This window comes from uncultured Pontibacter sp., assembly GCF_947495565.1.
Lineage (GTDB): Bacteria > Bacteroidota > Bacteroidia > Cytophagales > Hymenobacteraceae > Pontibacter.
Genome location: NZ_CANLZM010000001.1, coordinates 1 through 25,815, shown reverse-complemented (window position 1 = coordinate 25,815; position 25,815 = coordinate 1). Strand labels below are relative to the sequence as shown.

23 protein-coding genes are annotated in these 25,815 nt (G+C 47.2%); 15 read left to right on the top strand and 8 right to left on the bottom strand.

All coding sequences use genetic code 11. The annotated features are described in order from the left end of the window. Positions 1–173 precede the first annotated feature (173 nt). From Q1B04_RS00115 to Q1B04_RS00090, 6 genes are all read left to right on the top strand, one after another. A complete protein-coding gene (locus Q1B04_RS00115) occupies positions 174–3,257 on the top strand; it encodes a TonB-dependent receptor (RefSeq protein WP_299754146.1) in 3,084 nt (1,027 codons plus the stop codon). A gap of 22 nt (positions 3,258–3,279) precedes the next feature. Continuing rightward, a complete protein-coding gene (locus Q1B04_RS00110) occupies positions 3,280–4,698 on the top strand; it encodes a RagB/SusD family nutrient uptake outer membrane protein (RefSeq protein ID WP_299754144.1) in 1,419 nt (472 codons plus the stop codon). Positions 4,699–4,836: 138 nt separating this feature from the next. Further along, positions 4,837–5,229 (top strand): BlaI/MecI/CopY family transcriptional regulator, encoded by a 393-nt coding sequence (locus tag Q1B04_RS00105; protein WP_299754142.1) that lies wholly within the window; start codon positions 4,837–4,839, stop codon positions 5,227–5,229. Continuing rightward, positions 5,213–6,514 (top strand): M56 family metallopeptidase, encoded by a 1,302-nt coding sequence (locus Q1B04_RS00100; protein WP_299754141.1) that lies wholly within the window; start codon positions 5,213–5,215, stop codon positions 6,512–6,514. The genes Q1B04_RS00105 and Q1B04_RS00100 overlap by 17 nt, the downstream gene beginning before the upstream one ends. 99 nt (positions 6,515–6,613) lie before the next feature. Continuing rightward, positions 6,614–7,432, top strand: a complete 819-nt coding sequence (locus tag Q1B04_RS00095) for a TonB family protein (protein ID WP_299754139.1) — start codon at positions 6,614–6,616, stop codon at positions 7,430–7,432. Between the two features lie 98 nt (positions 7,433–7,530). Next, the gene (locus Q1B04_RS00090; protein WP_299754137.1) at positions 7,531–7,947 is read left to right on the top strand and encodes an energy transducer TonB; all 417 of its coding nucleotides are present in this window, start codon (positions 7,531–7,533) and stop codon (positions 7,945–7,947) included. An 85-nt stretch (positions 7,948–8,032) separates the two neighbouring features. Here the strand turns inward: Q1B04_RS00090 and surE are convergent, their stop codons facing one another. Continuing rightward, positions 8,033–8,809 carry a 5'/3'-nucleotidase SurE gene (surE, locus tag Q1B04_RS00085; protein ID WP_299754135.1) on the bottom strand — a complete coding sequence of 259 codons (777 nt, stop codon included), beginning with the start codon at positions 8,807–8,809 and terminating at the stop codon, positions 8,033–8,035. 120 nt (positions 8,810–8,929) lie between these two features. Between surE and Q1B04_RS00080 the strand changes: the two genes are divergently transcribed. The 3 genes from Q1B04_RS00080 (at position 8,930) to Q1B04_RS00070 (ending at position 12,008) form a co-directional block, all read left to right on the top strand. After that, positions 8,930–9,550, top strand: a complete 621-nt coding sequence (locus Q1B04_RS00080; protein WP_299754133.1) for a mechanosensitive ion channel protein MscS — start codon at positions 8,930–8,932, stop codon at positions 9,548–9,550. 40 nt (positions 9,551–9,590) lie between these two features. Continuing rightward, on the top strand, positions 9,591–10,040 hold the full coding sequence (locus tag Q1B04_RS00075; protein WP_299754131.1) for a DoxX family protein: 450 nt from the start codon (positions 9,591–9,593) through the stop codon (positions 10,038–10,040). 210 nt (positions 10,041–10,250) lie between these two features. After that, positions 10,251–12,008, top strand: coding sequence for a M14 family zinc carboxypeptidase (locus tag Q1B04_RS00070; RefSeq protein WP_299754129.1), 1,758 nt, complete (start codon positions 10,251–10,253; stop codon positions 12,006–12,008). 194 nt (positions 12,009–12,202) lie between these two features. Here Q1B04_RS00070 and Q1B04_RS00065 read toward each other — a convergent pair whose 3' ends face one another. Continuing rightward, positions 12,203–12,991, bottom strand: a complete 789-nt coding sequence (locus Q1B04_RS00065; protein ID WP_299754127.1) for a PhzF family phenazine biosynthesis protein — start codon at positions 12,989–12,991, stop codon at positions 12,203–12,205. Positions 12,992–13,200: 209 nt separating this feature from the next. Here Q1B04_RS00065 and Q1B04_RS00060 point away from each other — a divergent pair, with 209 nt between their 5' ends. Further along, positions 13,201–14,472, top strand: a complete 1,272-nt coding sequence (locus Q1B04_RS00060; RefSeq protein WP_299754125.1) for a hypothetical protein — start codon at positions 13,201–13,203, stop codon at positions 14,470–14,472. A 106-nt stretch (positions 14,473–14,578) separates the two neighbouring features. Here Q1B04_RS00060 and Q1B04_RS00055 read toward each other — a convergent pair whose 3' ends face one another. The 6 genes from Q1B04_RS00055 to Q1B04_RS00030 form a co-directional block, all read right to left on the bottom strand. After that, positions 14,579–15,622, bottom strand: coding sequence for an alpha/beta hydrolase (locus tag Q1B04_RS00055; RefSeq protein ID WP_299754123.1), 1,044 nt, complete (start codon positions 15,620–15,622; stop codon positions 14,579–14,581). A 144-nt stretch (positions 15,623–15,766) separates the two neighbouring features. Then, positions 15,767–16,771, bottom strand: coding sequence for an alpha/beta hydrolase (locus Q1B04_RS00050; protein ID WP_299754120.1), 1,005 nt, complete (start codon positions 16,769–16,771; stop codon positions 15,767–15,769). A 118-nt stretch (positions 16,772–16,889) separates the two neighbouring features. After that, positions 16,890–17,153 carry an ankyrin repeat domain-containing protein gene (locus Q1B04_RS00045; protein ID WP_299754118.1) on the bottom strand — a complete coding sequence of 88 codons (264 nt, stop codon included), beginning with the start codon at positions 17,151–17,153 and terminating at the stop codon, positions 16,890–16,892. 341 nt (positions 17,154–17,494) lie between these two features. Beyond that, on the bottom strand, positions 17,495–17,971 hold the full coding sequence (locus Q1B04_RS00040; protein ID WP_299754116.1) for a Dps family protein: 477 nt from the start codon (positions 17,969–17,971) through the stop codon (positions 17,495–17,497). Between the two features lie 132 nt (positions 17,972–18,103). Continuing rightward, positions 18,104–19,414 carry a hypothetical protein gene (locus tag Q1B04_RS00035; RefSeq protein ID WP_299754114.1) on the bottom strand — a complete coding sequence of 437 codons (1,311 nt, stop codon included), beginning with the start codon at positions 19,412–19,414 and terminating at the stop codon, positions 18,104–18,106. 389 nt (positions 19,415–19,803) lie between these two features. After that, positions 19,804–20,217 carry a Dabb family protein gene (locus Q1B04_RS00030; RefSeq protein WP_299754112.1) on the bottom strand — a complete coding sequence of 138 codons (414 nt, stop codon included), beginning with the start codon at positions 20,215–20,217 and terminating at the stop codon, positions 19,804–19,806. Positions 20,218–20,533: 316 nt separating this feature from the next. Between Q1B04_RS00030 and Q1B04_RS00025 the strand changes: the two genes are divergently transcribed. The 5 genes from Q1B04_RS00025 to Q1B04_RS00005 all read left to right on the top strand — a co-directional run bounded on the left by Q1B04_RS00025 (position 20,534) and on the right by Q1B04_RS00005 (position 25,678). Beyond that, positions 20,534–22,099, top strand: a complete 1,566-nt coding sequence (locus Q1B04_RS00025; RefSeq protein ID WP_299754110.1) for a SulP family inorganic anion transporter — start codon at positions 20,534–20,536, stop codon at positions 22,097–22,099. Between the two features lie 26 nt (positions 22,100–22,125). After that, entirely contained in the window at positions 22,126–22,746 is a 621-nt protein-coding gene (locus tag Q1B04_RS00020; protein ID WP_299754108.1) for a carbonic anhydrase family protein, read from the top strand. Positions 22,747–22,770: 24 nt separating this feature from the next. Then, positions 22,771–23,454 carry a TetR/AcrR family transcriptional regulator gene (locus tag Q1B04_RS00015; protein ID WP_299754106.1) on the top strand — a complete coding sequence of 228 codons (684 nt, stop codon included), beginning with the start codon at positions 22,771–22,773 and terminating at the stop codon, positions 23,452–23,454. Between the two features lie 114 nt (positions 23,455–23,568). Beyond that, positions 23,569–24,084 carry a cupin domain-containing protein gene (locus tag Q1B04_RS00010; RefSeq protein ID WP_299754104.1) on the top strand — a complete coding sequence of 172 codons (516 nt, stop codon included), beginning with the start codon at positions 23,569–23,571 and terminating at the stop codon, positions 24,082–24,084. A 121-nt stretch (positions 24,085–24,205) separates the two neighbouring features. Continuing rightward, complete coding sequence (locus tag Q1B04_RS00005; RefSeq protein ID WP_299754102.1) at positions 24,206–25,678, top strand: PQQ-dependent sugar dehydrogenase; 1,473 nt, start codon at positions 24,206–24,208, stop codon at positions 25,676–25,678. Positions 25,679–25,815: the final 137 nt, after the last annotated feature.

Below are 25,815 nucleotides of genomic sequence, written 5' to 3'. Positions count from 1 at the left end.
TTTGAAGCCTTTAAAGATAAAATTAATTTGCACTTATAACCCATAGCAACCAATAATTTCAGTTTTACTAATTATATTTACATAATACTTTGCTTAAACAAACTGGTATAAAGTAGAGACCAGCATACTACCTATTACATTATTATTAAATTTTAAAACTAACCAGATTAATTATGAAGAGAAGTTTACTATTGAGCTTTTTGATGATCTTCGCGCTGATGACAAGCGCGTGGGCACAGGCTCAAACTGTATCAGGAAGGGTGACTGCAGCCTCAGATGGCTCTGCACTACCCGGTGTTACGGTTCTGGAAAAAGGCACTTCTAACGGTATAACCACTGGTGCCGATGGTGAATACCGTTTAAATGTACAGCCAAACGCTACACTGGTATTTCGCTTTATAGGCATGACCACACAGGAAGTGCCTGTAAGTGGCCGCTCAACTGTGAACGTGCAACTGGCAACCGATGAAAAACTGCTGGAAGAAGTTGTGGTGGTAGGATATGGTACACAGGAGCGCCGTCAGGTAACAGGCGCGACAGCTAAAGTAACATCCGAAGAACTTGAAAACCTGCCCGTAACCAGTGTAGACCAGGCCCTGCAAGGACGTGCTGCCGGTGTGCAGATATCTCAGAATTCTGGTACCCCGGGCGCAGGCATTAGTGTACGCGTACGCGGTGCAACCTCTATCTCCGCTAACAACCAGCCACTCTACGTGGTAGATGGCGTGCCATTAACAACAGGCGACTACTCACAACTTGGATATGGAGGGCAAAGCGTCAATGCGATAGCTGACCTTAACCCAAATGACATTGAGTCAATCGACATTTTGAAGGATGCTTCTGCCGCTGCTATCTACGGATCAAGAGCAGCAAATGGTGTAGTTTTGATAACTACCAAACGAGGTGCTAACCGCAAGACCCAGATCAACTTCAATGCCTACGGCGGTGTTCAGAGCATGTGGGAAAAGCCTGACTTTCTGGGAGCAGAAGAGTATAAGGAAATAATGGTGGAGGCCTATGTGAACGATGGTGAGCTAGCTCCAGGTGCTACTTTTGAGGATTTCATTGACTACTACTATGGAGGTGTTGACTTTGAACCAACTGAAACGGACTGGATTGATGAAGTAACAAGAAATGCCAGCATTCAAAACTACGAACTTTCTGTGAGCGGTGGTGATGCTAAAACGCGTTATTACGTTTCTGGAAACTATTTTGACCAGAAAGGCATCATTATCGGAAGCCAGTATCAACGTTACTCAACTCGCTTAAACCTTGACCATAATGTGAATGATAAACTCGCGTTTGGTACAAGCATCCAGTTGAGCCGTTCAGAAAACAACCGTATTGTAAGTGATAACACATTATACGGACCGTTTGCTAATGCACTAGCGGCATCACCTATTTTCCCTGTATACTACGAAGATGGCAGCTATACACGACCTAACTACTTTTACACTAACCCAGTGGCAGAAGGCACAGAGAATGATGACGTAACCACAAACTTACGTGCACTAGGCAATATTTTTGCCCGCTATACCCTGGTTGAGGGATTAGATTTGCAGGTAAAAGGTGGTTATGACGCATTAAATGTGGATGAGCGCCGCTATACTGCTATAAACTATCCTGGATCTTTCGCGACAGCTACAGGCGGTGAAGCGACAAATGCTTCGACTATTGCTACAAAGCTTCTGCTGGAGTCTACGCTTAGCTACAACAAAACCTACAACGAAATGCATAATGTTTCCGCAGTGCTTGGTACCAGCCGCGAGAACAATGACATTAAATCGTCTTATGTTACTGGCCAAGGCTTCCCTGGAGAGCAATTCCGATATGTAGCAAGTGCTGCCCGTGTAAATGATGGTTCCAGCTCATTAACAGAGAGTGTCCTAATATCGTATTTCGGGCGTTTAAACTATAGCTTTCAGGATAAATACCTTCTTGGGGTAAACTTCCGTGCTGATGGCTCCTCACGTTTCGGAGAAAACAACCGATATGGCTACTTCCCATCTGTTTCAGCTGGCTGGAGACTAATAGAGGAAGGGTTCATGTCAGACATAGGTTTGCTTAGCGAGCTCAAGCTACGTGGTTCTTACGGAGTAACTGGTAACCAGGAAATCGGTAACTTTAGCTACCAAGCATTGGTAACTGGCGCTAATTATCAGGATTTACCGGGTATTGCTCTAACGCAGATTCCGAACCCAGACTTAAAGTGGGAGTCTACCTCACAATTTAACGTAGGTGCTGATATTGGTTTCCTGAACAACAGAATCAACCTAGCCCTTGATTATTACATCAAAAAGACTGACGACCTGTTGTTCTCGCGGCCAGTTGCCACACAAAACGGTTTTGCAAGTTACCAGTCTAATATTGGCGCTACCGAGAACAAAGGCTTTGAATTGGCTTTGAACACAGTAAACATAGACGGCGGAAAGGATGGCTTTAACTGGACATCTGACTTTAATATCTCGTTTAACAGAAACAAGGTAACAGAACTATATGAAGGCCAGGACATTTTCTACGGTTTTGGAGGTAACTCGCTTGTGTTACGTGAAGGAGAGCCTATAGGAACATTTTATGGGTTTCAGACAGATGGTGTTTATAGCACAATGGCTGAAATTCCAGATAGCCGCCTGCAGCAGGGCGCTCAGGCAGGAGATGTTAACTTCCGTGACATCAGCGGACCAAACGGACAGCCTGATGGCCTTATTACCGACGATGATTTAACCATTATCGGTAATGCACAGCCAGATTATGTAGGAGGCTTCACCAACACCTTAGCCTACCGTAATTTTGATCTGAGTGTGTTCCTACAGTTCTCTGTGGGTAATCAAATCGCCAACCCGGCACACCAATACCAGCAGCACCTAGGCAACGACTTCCTGGACGATAACATGTTGTCGCTTGTATCAGACCGCTGGCAGCAGGAAGGTGATGTAACAGACGTGCCGAGAGCAACTGTTTTTGACCCTAACAACAATAACCGCAGCAACTCATCGCGCTTTATCTACGATGGCTCTTATACCCGCGTGAAGAACGTTGTGCTAGGGTATACAATACCTACATCGTTGACTGAACGAATCAAACTGAGAAGCCTGCGTGTGTATGCACAAGCACAAAACCTGTTTACATTTACTGATTACCCAGGGTTTGACCCTGAGGTTAACTTTGCAGGAACGTCAAATACAACTTTGGGAGTAGACTTTTATACTTTCCCACAAGCCAGAACAATCACTTTTGGTGTAAATGTTGGTTTCTAAAAAGAATAACGAAAGACATAACATGAAAAAATATCCAATCATATTAGCAGCCGCTATAGGGCTTTTCACCTTTACTGGTTGCGAGGAGGTACTGGACGTAGAACCAACTACCGCCATTGAGGCTGATGGGGCTGTAGTTGACTTTACAACACTAAACCGCTCAGCATTAGGAGCATACAGTGCACTGCAGGATGCCGACTATTACGGACAGCGGTACCTGCTTTACCAAGGTCTGTATGCAGACAATCTGACGTTTGCCGGTACTTTTACAACAGACAGAGAGGTAGCCAGCAAGCGCATAAATGCCTCAAACTTACAGATCGCCAGTACATGGGCTGGAATCTACACGGCAATAAACCGTGCGAACATCACGATCAGAAACGCTGAGCGCCTAGTTGATAGTGATGACGTGACAGCTGAAGAAAGAGACCAGATTGTAGGGGAAATGAAGTTTATCCGCGCACTGGCTCATTTCGATCTTTTAAAAGTTTTTGGTGGTGTTCCGGTGGTTACTTCCCCATCCACCACAATTGAGGAAATTCAAAACCTGCCGCGTGCAACGGAAGCTGAAGTATATGCGGCTGTCATCGCAGACTTGCAGGACGCTGAGATGCTTCTGGAAGGAACTGCAGGTAACGAACGTGCAAGTGGCTTAGCTGCGACTGCGCTGCTGGCACGTGTGCACTTGCAACAAGGCAACTGGGCAGAAGCAGAGGCTAACGCGTCCGAAGTAATCAACAGCGGTCCGTATGAACTTGTAGAAGATTTCGGCACACTGTACACACAGGAAGGCAGCAACGAAGCAATCTTTGAGTTAAATTTCACGCTGAACGATGCGAACGCACTAGGAACTTCTTCTGATCCTTCCACATCTGGTCAGCGCTTTTATGTGAGTTCTGGTGTTGTAAATACTTTCTTGGCCCAGACAGACACCGTTGTCGTAGAAAGAGAAGTAAACAACGAAACAGTAACAGACACTACGTTTTTTAAAGATGAGCGCTTAGAGGCTACCACTCGTTTTGAGCGGAACCGCAACAGGTTGATCAAGTATGACGACGTTACGAACAACGCAGATAACGTTATCATCATCCGCCTTGCGGAGATGTACCTGATCCGGGCAGAGGCAAATGCAAGAATGGCTGGAGGTGCAGCCATGGCAAGTGCTGATGTGATCTCCGACATCAATATGATCCGTGAGCGGGCAGGCTTGCTACGCGTGGAAGGTTTAACCAATGCGCAGGCGCTATCAGAGATTCTGGAGCAGCGCCGTTTAGAATTCGTTGGGGAAGGCCTGCGCTTCATGGATCTGAAGCGCTACAACCTAACCTGTGACTTGCTTGGCTTCTGTGAAGAGGATAATACCTCATTCCGTAGCCTCTGGCCAATACCGCTACAGCAAATAGAGGTTAACCCTAACCTACAACAAAACCCTGGGTACTAATCCAATTTCATAAAAAAAGCGGCCTCTACTACTAGAGGCCGCTTTTTTTATATATAAATCATAAAAACTAAACTTTTAGTTTTTAAACTAAGTATATAGTTATATATTTACTACAGCAACACAGCTATTTATACTTCTATGAAAGAACTAACCAAAGCCGAGGAAGAGATCATGCAGGTGCTCTGGAAGCTGGAGCGGGCATTTGTGCGGGATGTACTTGAGGAACTGCCGGAGCCGAAGCCAGCCTACAATACCGTATCTACCATCGTTCGCATTCTGGAGACAAAAGGATTTGTGGGGCACGAGGCTTTTGGGAAGTCGCACCAGTACTTTCCGCTGGTAGACCAGGACAAGTATAAAAGTTTTTTCCTAAAGAACTTCATGAGCGGCTACTTTGGTGGCTCTTTCGAGAAGCTGGTCTCCTTCTTTGCCAAAGACAATAACCTGAATGTAAACGAACTGGACCAACTGATGCGGCACGTAAAACAAGACTTGGACGAAAACGACAGCACCGATGGAAGCCATACTTAATTATACCATAAAAGCAGGAATCGGGCTGCTGATGCTCTACCTGATTCACTACGCACTGCTGCGCCGCCAGCAAACTTTTAGCTTCAACAGGCTATACTTGCTGGCAGCTCCTGTCCTCGCTTTGTTGCTACCGCTCCTTAGCTGGCCCGCCATACTTGCCCCGGATGCCGCTGTAGCGCAGGTGCTACATGCAGTGCAGCTCGGCGAGATTAGTGTAACAACCACCGCCCCTAAACCAACCGAAACTACAGGCTCCCTCCTACCCGCTCTGCTTCTGGGTTTATACTTTACAGGCATAGCGCTGCTCTTAACAAAGCTGGCAAAGCAGTTATGGCAGATTAAGCAATTAAAAGCAGTGGCCAAACCCATACTTGCCGAAGTACCCGCAGAGGTTTACCAACTCGATAACCAGTACGCCGCCTTTGCGTTTGGCAGCAGCATTTTTCTGAGTAAGCAGCAGGAGCAGCTAAACCAGCAGGAGCAGAAACAGGTGCTGGCCCATGAGCTGGCACACGTGGAACTTGGGCATACCTGGGATGTGCTTTATTATGAATTGATTTCGGCTATACTCTGGATGCATCCTGCTGTGTGGCTGCTAAAACAGGAGCTGCGCGACGTACACGAGTACCAGGCTGACGCAGCTGTGGTTTCAGTGCACCAGGCACAGAAATACACGTCCTTACTCTCTAAAGAGGCGCTGCTAAGTATGGGCTTGCCTGTAGGTAGCCATTTTACGAAGCCACAGGTGCTCAAGCGCCTGCGCATGCTGCAGCTACAAGGGCAAAAACCAAGCTGGCTGCGCCCTTTGCTTACACTTCCGCTATTGGCTGGCCTCGCGCTTATACTTGCGCGGCAGCAGGCTACGGCAGTCTCCCAAAGTATAAATTCATCCTCAGAGTTAGTTACTAACCCTGCTGCAGAGGCAACAGCACCTTCTGCCCAAGAGGCTGCTCCAGCAACACAACAAAAGCCTTATACTTATGTAGAGCAGATGCCCACTTTTAAGGGAGGCGATGCAGCCATGATGGCTTTTCTGGGCAAAAACATCCGTTACCCTGAACAAGCACAAGAGACTGGCACGGAGGGTTTGGTGGTGCTGAGCTTTGTGGTGGAGGACAACGGCAGCCTGCGCGACATCAGCATATTAAAACCGCTTGGCAACGGCACCGACGAAGAAGCCATACGCGTGATTAAAATGATGGACGGCAACTGGATTCCCGGCAGGCAAAACGGTCAGGCGGTTCCGGTGAGGTATACGCTTCCTATTCGTTTCGCCATTAAGTAAAGTATAACTTATTCGTTTTTAAATACCTTTTTTTCAGCTTATCTAAGGCTGATGCAGGATAGTTATTGCCTTTTCTAAAACCTAAAAAATATACTAACCATGAAAAACTCGCTTAAACACCTAACCGCAGCCGCACTTGCATGTATGGCTATACTTGCCTCTGCTCCTGTTGCAATGGCACAAACTCCAGAAAAACCTTACACCTATGTGGATCAGATGCCGGTGTTTGAGGGCGGTGAAGGTGCAATGCTCAAGTTCCTGGGCCAGAACATTCAGTACCCGAAAGACGCACAGCAGGCGGGCCTGGAGGGCCTGGTGGTTATTAGCTTCATTGTCGGCACCAACGGTTCTATTTCCGATGTGCACGTGATCAAATCACTTATTCAAAGTATGGATGCCGAGGCAGTGCGTGTGGTGAATATGATGAATGGTAAATGGACACCAGGCAAGCAGAATGGAAAGGTAGTGCCGGTTTTATATACTTTGCCTATCCGTTATTCAGTGAAGGATGAGCAAAAAAACACTACCTCAGACCAGCAGCCACAGTTTAAAGGTGGGCAGCAAGCCCTGCTGCAGACTATAAACCAGCATCTGAAGTTGCCTGAAGAGGCTAAAAAGGAGCACCTGAACGCCAGAGTGGTAGTAAAGTTTACGGTAGAGCAGGATGGCAGCGTGTCTAACATCAAACTGGCGAACACCAAACTAAAGAAAACCGTTGGGCCGGATGCCAGACTAGATTACATGGATGCCTCTACCTTTAACCTGCAGAACAAAACCATACTTGCCCAACTGGCAGAGGCTGCCGCAGCAGCTGTAAAAGCAACCTCCGGGCAATGGCAGCCTGCCACTAAAAGCGGCAAGCCTGTAGCCGCAGAGTTAGCCCTGCCTGTGCAGTTTCTGCGCTCGGAGGAGAAATAAAGCAGCTGCTTTGCCTGAACAGCCGCTTAGGCACTATAGGATTTTATACACACAGCAACAGGAAATAATATACCTTTAGGTTCAAATTTAGATCCCACATGTACAGGCTTTTGGTTGCTATACTTTCTGTTGCAGCGTGTATACTTGCTAATTCAGCTTTTGCGCAAGACTCAACCGTTGTTTCTGAAGAGATAAAGTGGACATATACAGAACAGCTACCACAGTTTAAAGGTGGCGATGCGGCTATGTTCAGGTTCTTGAGTGCTAAACTTAAACTACCTAAAAATCCGCCAGCCGGTAAAGTGGTGATAAGCTTTGTGATAGGAGTTGATGGGTCTGTAAATGATGTGGAGGTAGTGCAAAGTATATCTCCGCAAGTAGACGAGGCCTGTGTAAACGCGGTTCTAAAAATGAATGGTAGATGGCAGCCGGGCATGCAGAACAATAAACTGGTGCCGGTTCGCTTTACTGTTCCTATTTTTATATCGCCTGCTCCACCCCGCAAGCAGAAGTAGCACCTGCTGCATCAATTTACGGTAAAGCTAAAAAGTCCCTGCCATTATGTAGCAGGGACTTTTTAGCTTTAGGAAAAGTGGGATATTAAAAATTCCACTCCTCGTTAATCATACTAATGGCATGGTGCGCGGTCATATCAAACTGGCATGGCACTATGGAAATAAAGTTATTAACCAGTGCCCACTCGTCCGTGTCCTCGCCTTTGTCGAAGTTTACGAAGCTGCCCGTCATCCAGTAGTATTTGCGGTTGTGCGGGTCCAGGCGCTCATCAAACTCCTCCTGCCACTTGGCTCTTGCCTGTCGGCAGATCTTGATGCCTTTTATCGGCTCCTCGCTTTTCTTCGGGAAATTCACGTTCAGAGCCGTCTTCTCAGGTATGCGGTTCTCTATCGCCTCACGTATGATCTTCTCCACATACTCCTCCACATGAGAAAAATCCGCCCCGTGCCCGTAGTCGCACAGCGAGAAGCCAATGGCCGGCAACCCCTCAATAGCCGCCTCAATAGCAGCCGACATAGTGCCCGAGTAAAGTACGCTGATGCTGGAGTTAGAACCGTGGTTGATGCCGCTCACCACCAGGTCAGGCTGCCGGTCGCGGAGCACGTGGTGCTTGGCCAGTTTCACGCAGTCGGCGGGTGTGCCGGAGCATTCGTAAGCTTCCACACCCAAATCCTCCAGGGCAATTGATTTATCTAAACGCAGTGTGTTACCAATTGTAATAGCATGGCCCATGCCCGATTGCGGCGAGTCTGGCGCCACTACTACTACCTCCCCTACCTTCATGGCCACACGCACCAGCGTTCTGATGCCCGGTGCCGTAATGCCGTCGTCGTTGGAAACTAAGATTAAAGGTTTAGCCATTTTAAATATTTTCAGTTGATGTGTGACAAAAAGAACGAATTCGTATTTGATGCTAATATACTACAACCTGCAGCAGCGCATCAAGGTTTAATTATTAAATAACAGAGTGAGAAAGCCACTATGCTGAAGAACATACTTTACGCAATGTTGCTGGGAGTGGGCATGGCTGCTTGTCTCTCGCAACAAGACGAAACACAAGATAAAACCACAGAAAGCGCTCCCGAAGAAGCCTTAATTCCTGCTATCACCGAAGAAGCCGCCCCACAACCTGACCCGGCCCTATTTGTGGTGGGAAAGCAACGGGTTGGCAACATCAGCATCGGGATGCCTGTTGAGCAGATGCGGAAGCAGGTAGCCAGCGGCTTAAGTATAAAAGACACCACCCTGCAGCAAGAGGGAATCCAAAGCACTGCTTACGTTTTACATCCTGAAGGGCAGCAAAAAGGCCTTTTAATAGAACAAGCCTGCAACCCGAAGTGTCAGGTATGGCGCATCAGCATTCTAAGTACAGATTTCAGGACCGCGCAGGATATAAGCGTTGGCTCCAAGTATAGCGAGCTGCAGCAGGCGTATAACATCCGCACGGTTACGTATGAGGAAGGCAACCTGGTAGCCTTGGCACCAGACGCAGGCATGAGCTTTATACTTGACCACAGCCCGCTGCCAACCGACCAGTTGCCAAAGCTTACCGCCACAACGGCTCCCGCTAATTTGCTGGTCAAAAAAATCTTGTTATATTAGTCTATTGCTATGTTCAAGGTTAATACCTATACTTGTCTTTATGGCTATACTACGCTCAGGCTACAAATCAAAAAATGTTGGGATGCTGCTGCTCCGGGTGGGCATCGGCATTATGTTTATACTTCATGGCTGGCCTAAACTGGCTGGCGGACCTGAGCTCTGGAAAGCAATAGGTCAAAATATGGAATTGCTCGGCATAAGCTTTGCACCCTCATTTTGGGGTTTTATGGCTGGTTTTGCTGAAGTAGTGGGAGGCTTTTTGCTGATGCTGGGTTTGCTATTCAGGCCGGCCGTATTGCTGCTGCTCATTACCATGATTGTAGCTACTATCCGGCACGTAGCCGGCGGCGATGGGTTTGGCGGTTACTCGCACGCACTGGAAGCCGCTATACTTTTCTTCTCTCTCCTCTTTATCGGGCCAGGCAAGTACAGCATCGACCACAAGCTTTTCCCGAAAGACAAAGTAAGAACGCGGAAGTATTTTGCGTAGACCTTCTGTTGCCTGACGACATTTTAATCGCAACCCGAAAACTTAACATATAAAAAGAGACGCATAGTAGTGCGTCTCTTTTTTATTTTTTTAAAATCAGTACTTCGTGCTGCGGGGGTGCCTTTTCGGCTGCAGCAGTTAAGCGCCTAACCAAGGATTTCCCCTCAGAAATCCTTATCATTGCCTCTTGATCTTACGCTAAACCAAACCATGCTAACCACCTTATTCCTTGCCGCGCTGCTAAGCACCGGCACGCCAGACAAAGACAGACCTAACCTGAAAACGCCTTACGAGCAGGGCAACGGAAACCAGACCGCCACTTATGACGAAGCCATAAACTGGTATCAGCAACTGGACGAGGCCTACGATGAGGTAAAAATGATTCCGTTTGGCAGCACGGATGCAGGCAGGCCGCTGCACCTGGTCGTCGTTTCTACGGGCAAAGATTTCGAACCTGCTTCCATACGTCAGAAAAATAAGCGCATCCTACTTATCCAAAATGGTATTCACCCAGGCGAGCCGGAAGGTATAGACGCTACCATGATGCTGGCCCGCGATTACCTGCAGAACAAGAAGCTGCGTAAGCAACTTGATAATGTGGTGCTGGTAATTATTCCGGTATACAACATTGGCGGCGCCCTAAACCGCAACAGCCACACCCGCACCAACCAGAACGGGCCGGAGGAGTACGGCTTCCGGGGCAACGCCCGCAACCTGGATCTGAACCGCGATTATATCAAAACCGATTCCCGCAACGCCCAGACCTTTCACCAGATTTTCAGGGAGTGGGACCCGGATGTGTTCATGGATAACCATACTTCCAACGGGGCAGATTACCAGCACGTGATGACGCTTATCGCCACACAGCATAACAAGCTGCACCCCTCGCTGGCCAAGTACCTGAACGGTAAAATGGCGCCGACGCTTTACGAAGGTATGAAGCAGGATAAATTTCCGATGGTGCCCTACATGAACCACGCCGGCGACACCCCGGACGAAGGAATTATCGGCTTTATGGAGTCGCCGCGCTATGCCACCGGCTACACTGCACTTTACCATACCATTGGCTTTGTGCCCGAAACGCATATGCTGAAGCCGTTTAACCAACGGGTGCAAGCTACTTATAAGCTGATGGAAAACATGATTGAAACCGTGCACCGCGATGCCGACGAGATCGGGAAGTTACGCCAGCAGGCCAAGCAGCAAACACTCACCCAAAAGCAATTTCCGCTAAACTGGCAGCTCGACACAAGCAAGGTCGCGCAAATTCCTTTTCTGGGATATGAGGCCAAGTATAAACCAAGCGACGTGAGCGGTTTGGAACGCCTGTACTACGACCATAAATCGCCGTACAGCAAAAAGATAAACTACTACAATGAGTTTACACCGACTGTAACAGTAGAAAAACCGGTTGCTTACATAATTCCGCAAGCCTGGCGTGAAGTGATTGAGCGGCTTAAACTAAACAACGTGCAGCTACAGCAGCTGCAGCAAGACACTACCCTCACCTTAGACACTTACTACATTGCCGATTATAAAACAGGCCAGCGCCCATACGAAGGCCATTACCTGCACTACGATGTGCAGGTGCAGACCAGGCGTATGCCGCGCCAGTTCTTTAAAGGCGATTATGTGGTATACCTGAACCAGGAGGCAAATCGTTTCCTGGTAGAGGTGCTGGAGCCGCAGGCCGTGGACTCGTACTTCAACTGGAACTTCTTTGACAGTATTCTGATGCAGAAGGAGTATTTCTCCAGCTATGTGTTCGAGGATTTGGCCGCCGAGTACCTGGAGCAGAAACCTAAGCTGCGCCAACAGCTGGAGGAGCGCAAAAAGCAGGACCCGGAGTTTGCAAAAAGCGCACGGGCCCAACTGGATTTCATCTATAAAAATTCGCCGCACTACGAATATACGCACCAAATGTACCCTGTAGGAAGGCTGATGCAGGATGTAAAACTGCCGCTATAAGTATAAAACCTACAAAGTATGAAAGCCACCTCTAAAGGTGGCTTTCATACTTTTAAATCGAGTGTCTTCCGCTGGCGCGGGTTTGTAACCCGTGTCTGTTTACCATGTTGAGTTTGCAACTCGACTGGGCCAGAGGCCCAAGCAATAGCCAGCACGAGCGAAAACCCTCGCCAGACCTTTGGACACTGCTAGGTCTATACTTCTATCTCCCCCTTCAAATATGTCACGGCTTTGCCCGTGATCTTTACCCGGTCTCCCAAAAACTCGCAGGTTAAGCTGCCTTTTCTGGCGGAAAGCTGTTTGGCCGTAAGTACTTTTTTGCCTAGTTTTTCGCTCCAGTAAGGAGTTAGTGTGGTGTGGGCGGAGCCGGTTACCGGGTCTTCGCTGATGCCTACCTGCGGGCAGAAAAACCTCGACACGAAATCAACGTCATGACCCGGCGCTGTTACAATCACACCTCTTGCCTCCACGCTGTTGATCAATGCAATATCAGGTTTAAATGCCTCCACATCCTCCTGCGAAGCATACACAAGCAGGTAATCAGTTTTGCCTTTGTAGGCCTGTAAGGGTGCTTTTCCGAAGGCTTTTATCAGGGTATCCGGAGTAATTACTGCTTCATACCTGTCTGTCGGGAAATCAAGTGTCAGTGCATCTTCGCTCTTCTCCACCGTTAGCAGGCCGCTGCGGCGGGAGTGGAACCTGATCACCTCTGACGTATGGCCGGCATACCTGAACAGCACATAAGCGGCAGCCAAGGTGGCGTGGCCGCACAAATCTACTTCTACGGTAGGCGTAAACCAGGTAATTTCGTAGTCCTCTCCTTTCGGCACCACGAAGGCGGTCTCGGCCAAGTTATTCTCAGCGGCTATCTGCTGCATGGTTGCGTTTGCTAGCCATGCATCCAGCACGCAGACAGCCGCCGGGTTGCCTCCGAATACTTTGTCGGTAAAAGCATCGATCTGGTATAGTTGTATCTTTTTCAAATTGATAAAGAGCTTTAGTTTGTTTAGATGTTCTTGCCTTGTAGTACTAAGGTAGCAAAAAAGCCATACTTGTTACGCTCTCTCTACAGGGTGCATCCGCCTGAAACCACATAAAGAACTTGGTAGCCGCCGGGTTTATACTTGGCCAACAGCTCAACAATAGCCTAACGCCACAGTACAACTAAGTATAAGCTATAAAAAGTATGGGGATGGAGCTACCGAAGGGTTTTGAGAAGATGATGGATTTTAGCCTTGTAGATGCGCTGTTAGGCCGCCGTTCGCGCCGTTTTTTTATGGGCGCAGAAATACCGGATGGCGTTTTCACCTACAAATCGAAGTATGAGCCGGTGCCGCTGTCGGAGCTGGAGAAGCTGCTGGTGGTAACAGCCTGCGCAGGCAGCACCAGTTGGCACCACATGATTTACAGGGCAGCAAGGTATGCCCCACACCTCTCCAACTACGCTGGTGCCGCAGGAGGACGTACTTTTCCGTCTGCCGCCGGTTTCCATACCAGCATGACTTTTTTTACAGATGATGAAGGCGTATATGTTCTCGATAACCGCGATGCTCCTGCCGCCGCTGAACGAGATGCAAACGGCCACCTGGACCTGAATGCTGTCATCAACCCGCTAAAAAATCAAGTTAAAAAGCTGCAGGGTGGGCGTGTAAAACTACCCTGTGAGGTGCCATACGTGGAAGCACACAATACCTGGGTGGTAAATAAACCGGGTACGCTGCTGGTTATACCTGTAGGCGACCTGTCGCAGCACGTGCTGCTGGCCATCTGTTACATGCTGCAGAATGGAATGTTAATTACCGACGATATAAATAAGCGTCCCATACCCGGCATAGAAAAGTATAGCCACCTGGCAAATCTACAAAGCGTATGGCCAATCACTTTTTTGGAGCAATGGTCTATGGCTGAACTTACTGCGGAGTTAAGCACCAGTTGCTACGCTGGTGCCCTGATGCTGCAGGCTATGGGTTTGGGCGGTTGGATGTTTGACGGCATCGATCCGTTTAGCATGCTTGGCGCAAGCGGAAACCCTGATGTGCCGGGACTTGGCTTCAGGTTCGACACTAACAACAGCTGGCCATACCCCAACCCTACCGGCTTAAAAGGTGTGATGGAAGGCTACTGCCCACCTCACCACACAAATATGCGTGCCGCAGTAGATGCTATCTGCGACAGAAAATTTGGTAAAGGTGGCCCTTTTCACGCAGACACGCCCGGCCCCTGGAAAGATTCAGCTAAGGTGCGAGGGGCAGCCGAAGTACACCCGGAGGAGTTTAGGGAATGTGTGGCGATGCAGGCGCAGTACATTTACGATACCTTCGGCAAGTTTCCGGGCACAGTGCCCTCTATCTTCACGATTACGTACCTGCAGGCCCACCACCTGGATTTAGAATTTTACGATAAGTTTTACAAGTCAGGCTCTTATTTAAAAACCCATGCGGAACATATGGAGAATTGGCATTGAAAGTTGTTGGTTTAGAGATTTGCTAATGGCGTACTTGGCCATTAGGCGGCGTAGCTGGCTTATGGGTGTGGTTGTAGCTAGTCTTATTACTGTTGTTTCTGGTTTACTAACGGAGATTTAGGGTCTTTTTCACAGCTTCATACTGCGCGTCTATAACGGCTTGGTTGTGACCGTGTGCAGCACCTGGTACAAGGACGAACTCTTTCTTCGGAGCTTTCACTTTATCGAAATACGCTTTGGTAAGGACTTTAGGGGTCAGGATATCTCCCTCACCTTGGATAAAGCACACAGGAATTTTATAGCGCAAGCCATCGTTCATGAAGTTCACCCCAGCCATCATTGACTTTATTCCCATCTTTTTGTGGCCGGCAGAATAAAGAAAAGAATAATCATCTCCGTTATACCTGTCGTTAGCGTCTTTTTCATTGTCATAGGCACTTGCCACCTTCCACCAAGAGGCGGGGGCTGGTGTTGAGTTCTGCCTTTCGTACATTTTAATGACGCGCATCAGCTGGCCTTCTTTCCTTGCATCCTCGTAGGGGGGAGGTCCCAATTCTTTCAGCTTATCTAAAGACTCCTCGTCTTTGGTGTTCTGTGCCATTTTAGTTACTTGGCTGTAGGCGTGCGCAAACCCTTCATAGAAGTTTACAACCTGGGAGTGGCCTATATAGGCAGAGAAAAGGTCTGGGCGGGCAATTGCCATCTTTGCTCCTAATATCGATCCCCAGGAGGTTCCTACAAGGGCTATTTTCCGCTTGCCCAGGTGCTTGACCAAATACTCAGAAAGCTCAATCCCATCGGCTGTCATCTGCTCCAAAGTCAGCGGGTTCTCCATCCAGTAATCCTCTGTTACCGTATCGGGGGCATTACGGCCAAAGGTTTTTCCTGCCCCTCGCTGGTCCCAGTGCACCAGAACAAAGTCTTTTTTCCAGTAGCCATAGATGGCGTCATCGTACTGACTTATGGTGCTGCCAGGCCCACCATGCAGAAACAGGATAACGGATTTGGATTGGTCCTCCCCGCTGATAGTTACCCACTGCTCTATACCTCCAATTGTGACAAACTTTTCTTCGTTAATTGGCTTAGCTTGTGCGGCTAATATGTCTGGGACTAAAGAAAGAAATAAAATAAGTAAAAATGTATGCTTCATATTATGTTAGTTCTGGTATACCAAATTCTTTACTGAGCTTTTCATTTTTCATACTTCAAATTGGCTACAACGTGCTGGGCTATGAGGTGGCATAGCTACCTCATAGATTTTGTTGGCTGCTGCCTTTCTATTTGTATTTCAATTTTATGTTGTGATGTTGATTTCTTTTGCTATTTGGTTATATAGTTTAGTTCTATCCTTTTCATTGAGCGGCCCTGGTATGCAGTGCAACATGCCCTTCACCTCTTTATGTATGGTTGGAACGTTAGCCTCTTTTAATTTTCTTACATAATCCCGTCCGGTGTCTCTCAAAGGGTCAAATTCGGTAGTTATTACATAGGCAGGGGGAAGATTTGACAAGTTAACTGCATAGTAAGGCATCGCCAGCGGATTCGTATAATCAGCCTTATTCGGCAAATAACTTTCTACACCAAAAAGCATTTCGGTTTCTTCCAGATAATACCCCCGCTTAAACTTCTGATAAGCGTCTGTTTTGAATGGAATATAGGAAACGGGGCAATCTAAAAGTTGGTATTTGATGTTTGTTAAATTCTCTTCCTTGGCCTTTATCGCTACCGTTGTTGCCAAAGTTGCGCCTGCACTTTCGCCAGCAATGATTATTTGATTGGGGTTTCCTTCCCATTTTTCTATATTTTGTATTGTCCAAAGTAAGGTAGCATAGCAATCGTTATTTGGTGTGGGAAAGGGGTGTTCTGGGGCAACCCTGTAATCAACACCAACTACAATAGCGTTAAAAGAATTAGCCAAACGTGAAGCATAAGTTACTGACAAATTTGTCCAGGGCAAAACAAAAGCTCCACCATGAAAATAGACAATCACAGGGCTATTTTTAGTTAGATGTTGTGATTTGAAGATAAAAACCGTCAGGCTATCATTCGTAATTTCAAGCGTATCAATGGTTAAGCCTGCGGTATTAAATGGTAATGCATCTATGAAATGGCTGCGCTGCTGAACATTCATTTTTTTGAGTAGCGCTATTTGTTCATCGTTGTCACCTACCATTTTTAAAAATAACACTTGTCCCCAGTCCAAACGTCCTTCAGGCTGGAATGTCAAAGAGTAGATATATCCAACAGAAATCAAAGAAGCTGTCAGTATTAAAATGAAAGTGATTTTTAGTGTTTTCATGTTTTATCTGTCAAACTGGGTTTAGTTTATCAATAGATATGTTTTTACAAGGTTACAGCCAACGTACTTAGCCATAAGGCGGCGTAGCTGGCTTATGGCTAAGTACGTTGGCACTGCGTTATTCTTCAAAATACTGCTTGACGTTATAGTTGCTTATGGTATTAGCTAAATCAACAGGACATATTCCGCTGTTATTCTTAGCAAACCTGTCCGCACCATTTCTTAAAAGCAATTCAATAAATTCACCCTTACCTTGGAATGAAAAAGTTGCTCTCCACAACACGTTATTTCCGAAATCATCTTTCGCATTGACATCAGCACCTTTTGAAATAAGTATCTGACCTATTTCAAAAGCTAAGTATTGGGCAGCATAATGAAGCAAAGTCCAGCCTTTGCGTCATCTGTTGTTCATGTTTATTGAGCTTCCTTCTAATACATCGATAAATTTTTGGGTATTACTATTTACAATAGAGGAAATTAACTCATCCAAAGCTGGATTCTTCTTCATCTATGCTTTTCTTCAATAATTGTAATGTGTGCCAACTATCAGCTAGCAGGAGTACTTACTCCTGCTATACACTCAAATCCAGCGAATAACGGGAATTGGACTAACAAATATACTATATTTTAGCAATTATATATAATTTTACACAGCACTTATATACAAAAAAGCCACCCCGCAATGGAGTGGCTTTTCAGATTCTTCCAAAGTATATGTCCTACCTAATCCCGCAGGTAGGCTGAGTACATCCAAACCAGCTTTTCTTGCTCGCGAATGTAGTCGCTCATCAGGGCGCTTGTTCCTTCGTCGTCGGCCTCGCCAGACAGCGTTAATAGTTCCCGCTCTGCCTCAATCAGCACCTTAAAACCATTAAGTACCTCACGCACAGCCTCTGCCCCATCCGATACGTCGGCTACTTCTTTTATAATGGAGTTCTCCAGGTAAGTAGTAAACGAATGGAAGGGTGTGTGGCCCAGGGTAAGAATGCGCTCGGCTATCTCATCAATCTTCAGGATAGCATCATCATAAAGCTCCTCAAATTTAGCGTGCAGCTCAAAGAACTTATTCCCGGAGATGTTCCAGTGAAAGCCTCTCGCATTAATATAAAACAACTGATAATTAGCCAGTAGCATGTTCAGTTTATTGGCTAACTGCTGCGCCTTATCAGCGTCTATGCCTATCATATTTTTGTTTGCCATAGTTTTGGTATAGGTTTTAGATGAAACGATGTATAAAAGTAACCTGCTGCTGTTTTACAGTAAATGGCCAAAGTCATAATAGCCTATACCTACTTACGTGGGCAGCTACGATTCTATACATCAAAGGCACGCCTATTTCAGCATGGAGGCGGTGTAAGGGTTAGAAAGCAGCTCCCCAAACAGTTCCCAGCGCTTTTCCGGGTTGTTGTCGGTGCCGCCGTTGGCTTCTATGTACTGGCGAACCAGCTGCTGGCCCAGGTTATAGTTTATGACATAGCTGCGGTACTTATCCATAAAGCGGGTGCGCTGCAGGGCACGGTCTTTTTGGTAGAGGTTATACTTTACCAGCATGTCGGCGGCGGCTTCCCTGCTAATCTCGCCGTTCAGGTAAAGTCTGGCTGTCTCGTTACCGGCAAAGTCCAGCTGGCTTATTTTTTCCAGGATGCTGTAGTACCGATCTGCTTCGGCTGCATTTAAACCAGCCAACGGAAACAAGACGTCCTTTTCAAAAGCCAGTCGCTCCTGCGCCGGAAAAGCCACCTCAATGCCATAGTTGGCGCTACCCTCGGCAATCAGGCTCTGCGGGCTGAACAGCGGGTAGATCGAGTACTCTTTCCAGCCCTTTTCATTTACCAAGTTCTGCTCCAGCAGCGCATTAAACACATGGTGGCCCGGGTAGCCTTCGTGTGAAGCCAGGTCAATGGCGCGCTCAATGTAAATCGGGAAATCAGTATTAATCTGAATGAGGCTATAGCCGTTGCCTTTATAGTAATTGTATCCCGACCAGGCTTTGTCCGTCACAAACTCCATTTTAAAATTCTCCTGCTCCGGCAGTTGGTAGTGTGCCTTGGTGCGGTTGCGCGCTTCAGCAATGGCAGCTTTAAATACAGTGTCAAGCTTCGCTTTCGGTATTTCAAATTTGGCGCGATAGGCATCCCAACGCTCAGTTATACTTCCTTTGCCTGGCAGCTCGCGGTCTATTTCGGTAAGTATGGAATCGAAGTAGGCCAGTTTGTAGTGCGGCGGCTCGGCATCATACAGCAGTTTGGCCTCCTCATCGAAAGGCAGTTTTTTGCCCTGCATCATTTCCACTTTGGTAATGGCGGCCAGCACCTGCTTTCTAAACATGGCCAGGCGGCGCTTTTCGTCTTCCGACAGGTTCTGCTCCGGCTGCGCCTCCAGTTGCTCCTGTATCGCTCGGAACTCGTTCAGAATATCTTCGGCGGGAAGCGAGTCTGCCGCTGCTTCAGTTGGCTTCCACTCCTCCGGTCCGTAGTAGGCATCCACTATATCGCTGTCGTATTGGCCTAGTTGAAGCAGGTTTTTCACATAGCGTTCAGCCAGTTGGTCCATGGAGGCAGCTTCAGCGGTTTCTGTTTCTGTTTGGGAGGAAGTGCAGGCCCAGCAGGCTACGGCCAGCAGCAGCAATAGTGCTTTTTTCATAGTAGAGTGATTTTTGTGGGTATGATGAAAGAAGCAAGATAAGGTTTTTGAGTGGAAGTGTGGGAGGCGATTTTCTAGTGTAAGCGGATGTTTGTGAATTTATACTTTCATAGCTGCTGCTTCTCTTCAATTTGAAATAAGCTATACTTAATAGCCTTTGTTCATCCACAGCTTTATAAGCTGCTTATTTCATTTCTGGCTTTGGCTCCCTTCAGGCGGGGGTAGGGGTATGAAATCATTCACGAGCAATTCCCCTCTCGGGAGGGGCAGGGGGCGGATTTATACTTCTGCTGAAACTACTGCAACTGGAGTATTGCTCATCCTAGTAAAGGCACGTATAGACGTTTGCGCCATGAGGAGCCGGACAAGTATAAACAGCCATATTTCCCCTACACATCCACCGAATCATACACTATCACCTTCGACCACAGGGGCGCATAGTTCTCCACAAAATTCAGGTGAATGGGGTGCTTTTGGTATAGCTCCTGCTCTTCCAGGTTATCGAAGAAAAGTAGCCAGGATATAGCATAACCTCTTTCAATCACATCGCGGTTGGTGCTGGCGGGTACCCCGATTTTGGCCAGACGTATTTCTTTAATTGCCTTCAGCGTGTTCAGCCCTTCAATCAGTTTGGCTTTGTCTTCTTCCGAATCGGGGTTGTGGAGCCAGAAGTAAACATGGTGTATAAAATTGGGTTTCGGCTTTTTGGGGCTGCTGCCTAACAGCGGCAAAGCGCCAAGCGCGCCCGCAAAGGACAGAAAGGTGCTGCTGCCGAGGAATGATCTTCTGGATAGCTTTTTCATTGGATTGGCTGTTTGGTATAAGTGCTGCAATCGCGGCCTGCGCTAAGGCTTCTCCACAACTAAACCTAATATAAGGCTTTATCTATTAACAGGCATCATCCTAAAGCATTTTTGCATTCTTGATTATGAGCGATTTTAAAGTATAAACCAACGTTTTTTACCTGCAACAGCTGCTGCATAATACAGAATATCTCCAAAACAGGACTGTTAAATTCTTGTAAACACTTTTGCTTCCAAAAAAAATTATCTTACTTTGAAACACTATAGTATTACTATTGTTAAAAAGAATACAGCTATAGAAAAACAGTTATAAAGTATGATCAGTATCAAAGAAATCAAAAATGACTTGCCGGCAGGAATCGTTGTGTTTCTGGTGGCCGTACCACTCTGCCTGGGCATTGCCATGGCCTCAGGCGCTCCTCTTTTTTCGGGTATTATTGCCGGTATAGTAGGAGGTATTGTTGTTTCACTTATTAGTGGCTCCCAACTAGGTGTGAGTGGCCCGGCAGCAGGGCTTGCCGTTATCGTTCTCAACGCTATCGAGGATTTAGGAAATTTCGAGGTGTTCTTGGCCGCTGTCTTTCTGGCCGGAGTTATTCAGTTGGCGTTGGGTTTCCTGAAAGCAGGAAGCATCGGCTACTACTTCCCGACTTCTGTTATTAAAGGCATGCTGGCGGGTATCGGTGTCATAATTATCTTAAAACAGATACCGCACGCATTCGGCTACGACGGTGACTACGAGGGGGATGTGCATTTTATTCAGCCTGATGGTGGAAACACGTTTACAGGCCTATTCGATGCCTTAAATTACATAACCCCTGCAGCGCTTATCATCAGTGTCCTGTCTTTGGGTATACTTATACTCTGGGACCAGGTGCTTTCTAAAAAAAGCAAAGTATTTCAGCTTATCCAAGGGCCTCTGGTAGTGGTGGTGCTGGGCATCATCCTAAACGTGGTTTTCAGCAACTATTACCCGCAGCTGGCATTAGCCCCTAACCATCTGGTTGAGTTGCCTGTGGCCGAAAGTATCGGAGGTTTTGTATCGCAGTTCACCACACCGGATTTTAGCCGCATCCTTAGCTATGAAGTATGGTTTTTGGCAGGAACTATCGCTATTGTAGCCAGCTTAGAAACTTTGCTTTGCTTGGAAGCTACCGATAAACTTGACCCTTACAAACGCATCAGCCCAGCCAACCGAGAGCTTAAAGCGCAGGGAATAGGTAACATGGTATCTGGTCTGATCGGTGGTTTGCCTATCACCCAGGTAATCGTCAGAAGCTCGGCCAACATACAGTCTGGTGGCCGCACCAAGCTATCTGCTTTTATCCACGGCCTGCTTATACTTGCCTCCGTTGCTTTTATTCCGGGTATCCTCAACATGATTCCGCTGGCAAGTTTGGCGGCTATACTACTGGTAGTTGGGTATAAACTCGCCAAGCCCGCTTTATTCAAGAGCATGTACAGAACAGGATATAATCAGTTTCTGCCTTTTATTATAACTATTATAGCCATTGTTTTTACAGACCTACTTACAGGTATTGGTATTGGCATGGCGGTGGCGGTATTCTTCATCCTCAAAAACAGCTACCATGTGTCCCACTACACAGAAGTAGTTAAAACACCGGCCGGCAAACAGCGCCACCATGTAGTGCTGGCACAGGAGGTAACGTTCCTTAACAAAGGCAATATTTTAGATACGCTCCGCAAAATTCCGGCAGACTCCGAACTGGAAATAGACATTTCCAAATCAGCTGTTATTGACCAGGACGTGAAAGAGCTGATTGAGGACTTTAGAGAGACAGCCAAGAATAAGAATATTGCGCTGACGGTAAAGGAAATGAGTGATGAAGAAATCGCTCAGGAAAAACAAATCAATGTATAACCATATAAAACAGATAAGGCATAAACATGAGAACACAGACCAAAGAAACGCAGGCAGTACTTACACCTGCAAAAGTAAAGGAGATTCTGGCAGAAGGGAATAAGCGCTTTGTTAACAACCTGAAGGCCAACCGCAACCTGCTGCAGCAGGTAAACGAAACCTCTACCGGGCAATTCCCTTTTGCCATTATCCTGAGCTGTATCGACTCCAGAACATCAGCTGAGCTGATCTTCGATCAGGGATTGGGCGACATTTTCAGCGCACGAATAGCTGGTAACATTGTAAACGAAGACATACTTGGAAGCATGGAGTTTGCCTGCAAAGTGGCTGGTTCTAAACTTGTTGTGGTACTGGGTCATACCAGATGCGGAGCCGTTAAAGGCGCCTGCGACCACGTAGAGTTGGGCAATCTGACTGGTTTGATTAAGAAAATAGCCCCGTCTGTTGATGCCGTGAAGTATGAAGGAGACAGAAGCTCTAAAAACAGCGAGTTTGTGGAGCAGGTAGCGGAAGTAAATGTTCATAAGGCGGTGGATGAGATCCAGGAGAAAAGCCCTGTGCTTGCTGAGATGATGAAGAACGGTGAAATTAATATTGTAGGTGCCATGTATGATGTAGAGACAGGCGCTGTTAATTTTTACGAATAAACGCAAAACACCAACAATCTCTAAATGAGGCATTTACTGGCAAACATTAAAATTAAAGTTGATGAGAATGTATACCTGAAAGATCCTGAATCAACAGAGAAAGGACGACAGATTATACAGAATGCCATACTTCTTATTGATGAACTAGGGCTGGAATCATTTACTTTTAGAAAGCTGGCAGAAAAGATAGGCACTACCGAAGCTACGATTTACAGGTATTTTGAGAGCAAGCACATGTTGCTTGTATACTTGATTTCGTGGTATTGGAACTGGCTGGAATACCGCCTGGTGTTTGCCACCACCAATATTGCTGCGCCCGAACATCGCCTTCGCATCGCGATCGGTATATTGTCCGGCAAAGTGGAGGATGATATGGATTTTGCGCACATCAGCGAAGTAATTCTGCAGCGCATCGTAGTGGCGGAGTCGGCTAAAGCTTACCTGACTAAGGATGTGGACGCAGATAATAAAGAAGGTTTTTTTCTGAGCTACAAGCGGCTCTGCAGACGTATATCGGCAATTATCCAGGAGATAAGCCCCACTTATAAGTACCCTGACTCGCTGGTTTCTACAGTGGCAGAGAGTGCGCATTACCAGCTTTTTTTTGCGCAGCACCTGCCTTCGCTCACCAACATTGACAATGGCCAGAACAACCAACTGCAGGATTTTCTGACCGACCTCGTATTTAAAGCTATAGAAGAAAAGTAGAACCCAAAAACAGTTATTCGCAACTAAAAGAGCCACACGGGGTGTGGCTCTTTTTCGTTTATACTTTTTGCAGAGCCGCATCTGCAGAAAGTATAAAAGTTAAGCCGCCTCATAATGAAAGATCTGCAAATCACCACTTACCTCCTGCAGCCACACGGCAACATACCCAACAACCAACAGTTGCCCTTGCTGGTGTACCGGCAGGTGCTCAAGAACAGCAATGATTTAGTAAGCCAATTTAAAGATGCGTTTCAGCAAAATAACTGGCGCGGCAGCTGGGTAAACGGTGTCTTCAATTACCATCATTACCATAGTAAGGCGCATGAGGTGCTGGGCGTGACATCCGGTTCGGCAACACTTATACTTGGCGGACCTGGCGCGCAGGAGTTAACTGCAAATGCTGGCGATATGCTGGTATTACCCGCAGGCACAGGCCATTGCCTCAAATCCGCTTCTCCGGATTTTAAAGTGGTGGGTGCCTACCCGGCCGGACAGGGAAATTATGACATCTGCACCGAAAAAGAAGACCCGGAGGAAAAAAGAGAAAACATTGCCGCTGTAGCACTGCCCGCCACAGATCCGGTTCTAGGAAAATCTGGTCCGCTGCTGCAGCACTGGCACCTATTATAACGCATGTTACACTTTATAACGCGTGTTGCACTGCATCATAATTTAACTTCAAATTGATTCTGAAGAGATAAGTATATTTGCATAGTAACATACTACACATTAGACCTTCTGGTAAACCTGCATGAGAAACTTATACCCATTTTATACTTTGCTGGCAGCCGCACTGATTAGTGTCAGCAGCTGCACAAGCACTACCTCGCCCAACACCTCTTCTGATGCTACGGCCAACGCCGTAGCATCTGCTGCAGGAGCAGTTACCACCGGAGTTGCACTGGGTAACGCAAAGGCTGCCTACATCAGCTACTGCTCCGGTTGCCACGGCGAAGAACTGGAGGCGTTTGCCGACAGAAAATGGAAGCACGGCAGCTCTGATCAGGACCTTTTTAAAGCCATCAAACACGGCTATCCTGACGAAGGCATGCCTGCTTTTGATGAGACCTTTACTGATGAGCAGATCAATGGGCTGGTAACTTACATTCAGCAGGGCATCAAGGAAGTAAAGCAATACGATTTTAGCGAGGAGAAAGAGCTAGCCCCCGTGCAAACCTCCGAAGAACTGACCTTCCGCCTCGACACGGTAGTGACTGGGCTGGATGTGCCTTGGGGAATGGCCTTTTTGCCGAACGGCGACATGCTGATAACAGACCGCTCAGGTATACTTTACCGATACACGCAGGGCAAAGCCCTTCAGAAAATAGCCGGCTCGCCTCAGGTGCTGGCACAGGGCCAAGGCGGCCTGCTGGATGTAGAAGTTCACCCGGATTTTAAGACGAACAACCTTGTTTACCTATCCTACTCAGCTTTTAAAGAGGAAGGCGGCAGCACGTTGTCTACTACAGCTGTTATGCGTGCAAAGCTGCAAGGCGATGAGTTAACCAACCAGCAGGTCATTTTTGAGGCGCTGCCCTACTCTAAAACCCGCCATCACTACGGTTCTCGCCTAGAGTTTGGCCAAGACGGCAACCTATACTTATCTGTAGGTGACCGGGGCAACCACGATGAAAACCCGCAGAGCCTGGAGCGCCATGCTGGTAAGGTGCACCGCATAAAAGCAGATGGCGGCATTCCGGCAGATAACCCTTTTGCAAACCAGGCCGGCGCTGTGGCAAGCGTTTACTCTTATGGGCACCGCAACATACAAGGCATGGCCATGCACCCGCAAACAGGTAAAATCTGGACACATGAGCACGGACCAAGAGGCGGCGATGAGGTGAATATAGCTGAGAAGGCAAAGAACTATGGCTGGCCGGTTATATCTTACGGCATCAACTATAATGGCACCGTACTCACGGAGTTAACCAAAAAAGAAGGCTTGGAGCAGCCGCTGCACTATTGGGTTCCTTCTATTGCGCCGTCAGGTATGGCTTTTGTAACCGGCAGCCGTTACAAAAAATGGGAAGGCGATTTGATGGTGGGCTCCCTGCGCTTCCAATTCCTGAGCCGCCTGAAAATGGATGGTGACAAGATTCTGGGCGAAGAGAAGCTGCTAAAAAACATCGGCCGCGTACGGGAAGTAAAAATGAGCCCCGACGGCTATATCTATGTTGCCGTTGAAAAACCTGGCGTAATTTACAGGCTTGTACCGATAGAGTAACAACCACTAACAACAAAAAAGCCACAGACAACTCAAGTTGACTGTGGCTTTTTTGTTGCCTCAAATTCCCCCTATATTAACTATTGATTTCTCCGGCTAACGCTTCTGCGTATCTACACTGTATCCCTTGCAAGACC